The sequence below is a fragment of the Pseudomonas sp. Tof1 genome, assembly GCF_055390395.1.
Genome location: NZ_AP024344.1, coordinates 3298235 through 3303203 on the forward strand (window position 1 = coordinate 3298235; position 4969 = coordinate 3303203).

General features: G+C 67.2%; 1 protein-coding gene. It reads right to left on the reverse strand.

Going from position 1 to position 4969, the window contains the following annotated elements; translation table 11 throughout:
- Positions 1-22: 22 nt before the first annotated feature.
- Positions 23-4963 (reverse strand): non-ribosomal peptide synthetase, encoded by a 4941-nt coding sequence (locus ACZ5KU_RS15045; protein WP_464737412.1) that lies wholly within the window; start codon positions 4961-4963, stop codon positions 23-25.
- Positions 4964-4969: the final 6 nt, after the last annotated feature.

The window sequence follows — 4969 nt, forward strand, 5'->3', positions numbered from 1 at the left end:
CGCCGGATTTCAAGAGGTTGGGTTAATGGAAGCTTCGCCACCAACTCGCCAGATGCTGCACATGTGGCGCCTTGAGGATGGTGAAATGGTTACCCGGCCCACGCCATACGGTGAGGTCCGGGGCACAACGCCGCCAGCCGTTGACCATGGCCTGCTGCTCGCGCTGGTTGCCCGCCGCGTCCAGCACCGGGTCATCGGCCAGCACCAGGCGCACGGGGCCGGTATAGACCGCCGACGGCTGGTAGCGGGTGCGCAAGGCCGAACCGAAGGCCCGTACCGGCCCGCGCATCGAGTCCGGTGCCGAGCGTTGCGGCAGCAGCCCGGCGCGAACCATGCCGGCATGCAACAGCTGCAGTTGATCGGCATCGCCCTGTGCCTCGAAGGCGGCCCGGTCGATTTCCATCGACTTGCCCGCCGCCAGTTGCATAGTCTCGATCAGGCGCTCCAGCACACCGATCGACGTGTAGGGCCTGCCGACCACACCGTTGCCGCCTGGCGATTCGCTGTCGACCAGGGTCAACGAGGCCACCTCGCGCCCCCGAGCCGCCAGGCGCAGGGCCATCTCGAACACCACCCAGCCGCCGAAGGAATGGCCGAGCAGGTGCACCGGTCCTTCGGGTTGCACACTGTCGAGCGCCCGCAGGTAGGCCTCGGCGGCAATTTCCACCGAACCGTACGGCACCGTGCGGCCATCCAGCCCGCGCGGTTGCAGGCCATGGATCGGCCAATGCGCACCGAACGCGTCGGTCAGGCCGATAAAGCCCGTGACGCTGTCGCCGGCCCCCGGTACGCAGAACACCGGCGTGTGATCGCCGCGCCCGCCCTGGATCGTCAGCAACGGCTGGTGCTTGGCGCGCACTGGCGCCGAACGCCCGGCCAGCGCAGCCAACGCCGTATTGAGCGCCCCTGCGAGGCCCTGGATATGCGGTGCCTGCATCAGGCTCTGGTGATCGCCTGCGACCTCGATACGCTGCAGCTGGCTGCGCGGCAGCACAGCGTCCCACCCCAGGTAACCGTCATGGGGCACGGCATCGTGGGCCAGCTCGGTGGCGGTGAACAGGTGCACCGGTACGCTGGTGGGGAACACGGTGTAGTGGGCCTGGGCATGCCCGTGGGCCACCTCGCGATCCAGGTACCGCCACAGAGACTCGGCCTCGTACACGGCGAGTTCCGGCGGCAATACGCCCTGCTCGCGGCAATGTTGCAGGAGCCCTTCGAAATCGAAGTCCTGCAGCCTTGAACGCACCACGTCCAGTGCCGCCAGCGTTTCCTCGCTCACCCCCTGGGCATTCCAGAACGATTCACAGCGTTCCAGCAGATGCTGGCGATGCGCGCTGTGCGGACTCCAGCGCTCGCGGCCCTGATCCACCAGGCGCGGCATGTAGGTATCGATCAGGCCGACAAACTCCACCTCCTCGTCCAGGCTTTCCAACTGGATGGCGATCTCGTAGGCCAGCAAGCCGCCGAACGACCAGCCGGCCAGACGATAAGGCCCTTGCGGCTGGACGCTGCGCATCAGGTTCAACAGACGGCTCGCCAGGCATTCCAGGGTCTGCAACTGCGGCTGCCCGAGGGGAACGCCAGGCAGGCCATAGACCGGGATATCGCTGTCGATATGCTGGCCCAGGGTTGGGAAATACAGGTCCAGGCCGGTGAACTCGTGTACCAGGAACAACGGCCGTTGACTGCCGGTGGTGCGTACCGGCACCACTTGCTCAACCCCTGCGGGCTCGGCCCGGCTGCCCAGCAGGGCAGCCAACTGCGCGACCGTCGCGTGCTGGAACAACTCGGCCAGCGACAGGGACAAGCCGACGGCAGCCAGTTGGCTGACCAGCCGCACCGCCAGCAGCGAATGACCGCCCAATTCGAAGAAGTGGTCATGCCGCCCCACCCGTTCGACCTTGAGCAGTTCGGCCCAGAGTGCCGCCAATCGGCTTTCGACCTCGCCTTGCGGCGCCTCGTAGCCGCGGCTGACCAGCGCCTGGGCATCCGGCACCGGCAACGCCTTGCGGTCCAGCTTGCCGTTGGCGGTCAGGGGCAAGGCATCAAGTTGCACGTAGGCCGCCGGCACCATGTACTCGGGCAACAAACCTTGCAGGTAGCTGTGCAGCGCCTCCGCCGGGATCGACTCTCCGGTCGAGCTGATATAAGCCACCAGACGTTTGTCGCCCGGAACATCCTCGCGGCACAGCACCACGCTTTCCCTGACCTCGGGATACTCGGCCAGGCGGGCTTCGATCTCGCCCAGTTCGACCCGGAAACCGCGAATCTTCACCTGGGCGTCATTGCGGCCCAGGTACTCCAGGTTGCCGTCGGCGCGCCAGCGCACCAGGTCGCCGGTGCGGTACAGGCGGGCATTCGGCTCGCTGTCGAATGGGTCGACCAGAAATTTTTCCCGGGTCAGTTCTTCCCGGTTCAGGTAACCCAGGGCCACGCCCTGTCCGCCGATATACAGCTCCCCTGCCACACCCACCGGCACCGGCTGGCCCTGGGCATCGAGCACGTACAGGCAGGTGTTGCCCACGGGGCGGCCAATCGGGATGCCCCCGTTGCCGACCGCGGTGATTTCGTAGGTCGCGGAGAAGGTCGTGGCTTCGGTCGGGCCGTAACCGTTGAGCAGATGCTCGGGGGCACTGTTTTCCAGTACCCGGGCGATCACCGCCGGGTCCAGCACGTCGCCGCCGACGATCAGGTAGCGCAGACGGGCAAACGCTTCACCCAGGCCGGCAGCGTATTGATGGAACAACCCGGCGGTCATCCACAGCACCGTCACCGACTGTTCCAGCAGCAGGCGCTGGAAGTTCGCCGGGGACAGCAGGTCGTCCTGGCCGATCACCACCACGCAGCCGCCATTGAGCAGCGGCGCCCAGACATCCAGGGTACTGGCGTCGAAGGCCGGGTTGGAGGCGAAGGCCACTCGATCCCGTTCGTTGAAATCGGCGTAGCCGTTGTTGATCACCAGCCGGCTGATGGCCCGGTGCGGCACCAGCACGCCTTTCGGGGTGCCGGTGGAGCCGGAGGTGTACATGATGTACGCCGCGCTTTCGCTGGACTGGGTGATCCCCAGGTCATCCGGATCCAGAGCGGACAGGTCCAGACGGTCCAGTTCCACCCGCTGTGCCGAGGTCGCCAGCGACACCTGGCTATGGGTCAGCAGGACCCGTGCCTGGCTGTCCTCGATCATGAAGCCCTGGCGTTCGAGCGGTGCATTGATGTCCAGCGGTACATAGACCGCCGCGCACTTGAGCGCCGCCAATTGGCTGACCAGCAGGTCATGGCTGCGTGCCAGCAGGATCGCCACGCTGTCGCCCGGCTGCACGCCGAGGCCACGCAGGTGCCGGGCCAGGCGGTTGGCTCGGGCGTTGAGCTCGGCGTAAGTCAACGCCACGCCGTCGTGGATCGCCGCACACGCCTCGGGGCGGGCACGGACCTGGGCCTCGAACAGCCCGTGCACGGTCTGTGTCCGTGGGTAGTCGCGATGGCTGGCGTTGAAGCTCACCAGCAGTTGCTCGCGCTCGGCATCGGGCAGGATCGTAAGTTCAGCCAACGGCGTCTGGGGCGCCTGCTCCAGGGCCGCCGCCAGGTTGACCAGGGCCGTGTGCATGTAGTCGCAGACCCGCTGCGCACCGATACCCTCCAGGGCCGCGACGCTCAGGACGAAATCCTCACCCAGATCATCCACCGACAGCGTCAGCGGATAGTTGCTCCACTCCTCGCCGCCCAGCCCCTCGATCCCGTTCCACGCCGACAGCGCCTGACTGTCGGCCTGCACGGCGCTATGCCGGTAGTTGAGCAACGCGCTGAACAGCGGCGTCGCCGCGGCCACGCCGCTGCAACGCTGGGCCAGGGCCAGGGACGCGTGCTCGTGAGCGAGCAGGTCCGTCAGGCGGTCATGGGTCGCCCGGACGCCTGCCCGGACATCACGGGCATTGACCTCGATGCGCAGCGGCAAGGTGTTGATGAACATCCCCAGCGCGCGATCGGCACCCTCGCCGCCCTGCATCCGGCCCATCAGCACGGTACCGAACACTACGTCCTCGCGACCGCTGACCCCGCCGACCACCCTGGCCCAGGCCAGGTGATGCAGGCTGGCTACAGTGACGCCCAGATGACGGGCGCACTGGCGCAGACGCTGGCTCAAGGCCTGGTCGACCACCCGGCGGGCCTGCTCGATGGCGCTGCCATCCTGTACCTCCTGCAGGCCGAACGGCAGGGTCGGCTCGGTGACATCGCCCAGCATCTCGCGGAAGAAGGCTTCGTGGTCGGCCTGGCTGCTGCCCAGGCGCGCCTGGGCCACATAGTTGCGGAACGGTACTGGCGCGCCCAACTGCGCCTGCTGCCCCAGCAGATAGGCCTGCATCTCGTGCTGCACCACCTCCAGCGCGGTATGGTCGAGTGCCATGTGATGGAACAGCAGCACGGCCACCCAGTGCTGCCGACTGGCGTCGTAGGCACAGGCCAGGCGCAGCAAGGGTGCCTGGCGCACATCGAGGCGGTAGTGCAGCGGGTCGAAATGCTTGCGCAATTGCTCGTCGATATCGCCGTCCTGCGCAGCCAGCGGCAACTCCTCCAGCACCAGCGGTGCCTGACGCAGGACCACCTGCACCGGCTCGTCCAGGCCTTCCCAGAATACGGCGGTACGCAGGATGTCATGACGACCGATCACCCCCTGCAGGGCGTCGAAAAAGGCCGACAGCCGCTCGCGGTCCCGCAGGTGGAACAGCGCCTGCTGGAGATAGAGATCGCCCTGCTCCGCCGCCAGGTGGTGATAGAGAATCCCCTCCTGCAAGGGCGCCAGCGGGTAGATATCCTGCACGTTCGCCGCACCGCCCGGCACGCTCGCCACCACCCGGTCGATCTGCTCCTGAGTCAGGTCGACCAGGGGCAACAGGTCCGGCGTGATGCGCTCGCAGCCGGCCGCGATCCGGTTGGCCGGCACCACGACTTCCGTGTTGCCACCCACCGCCGC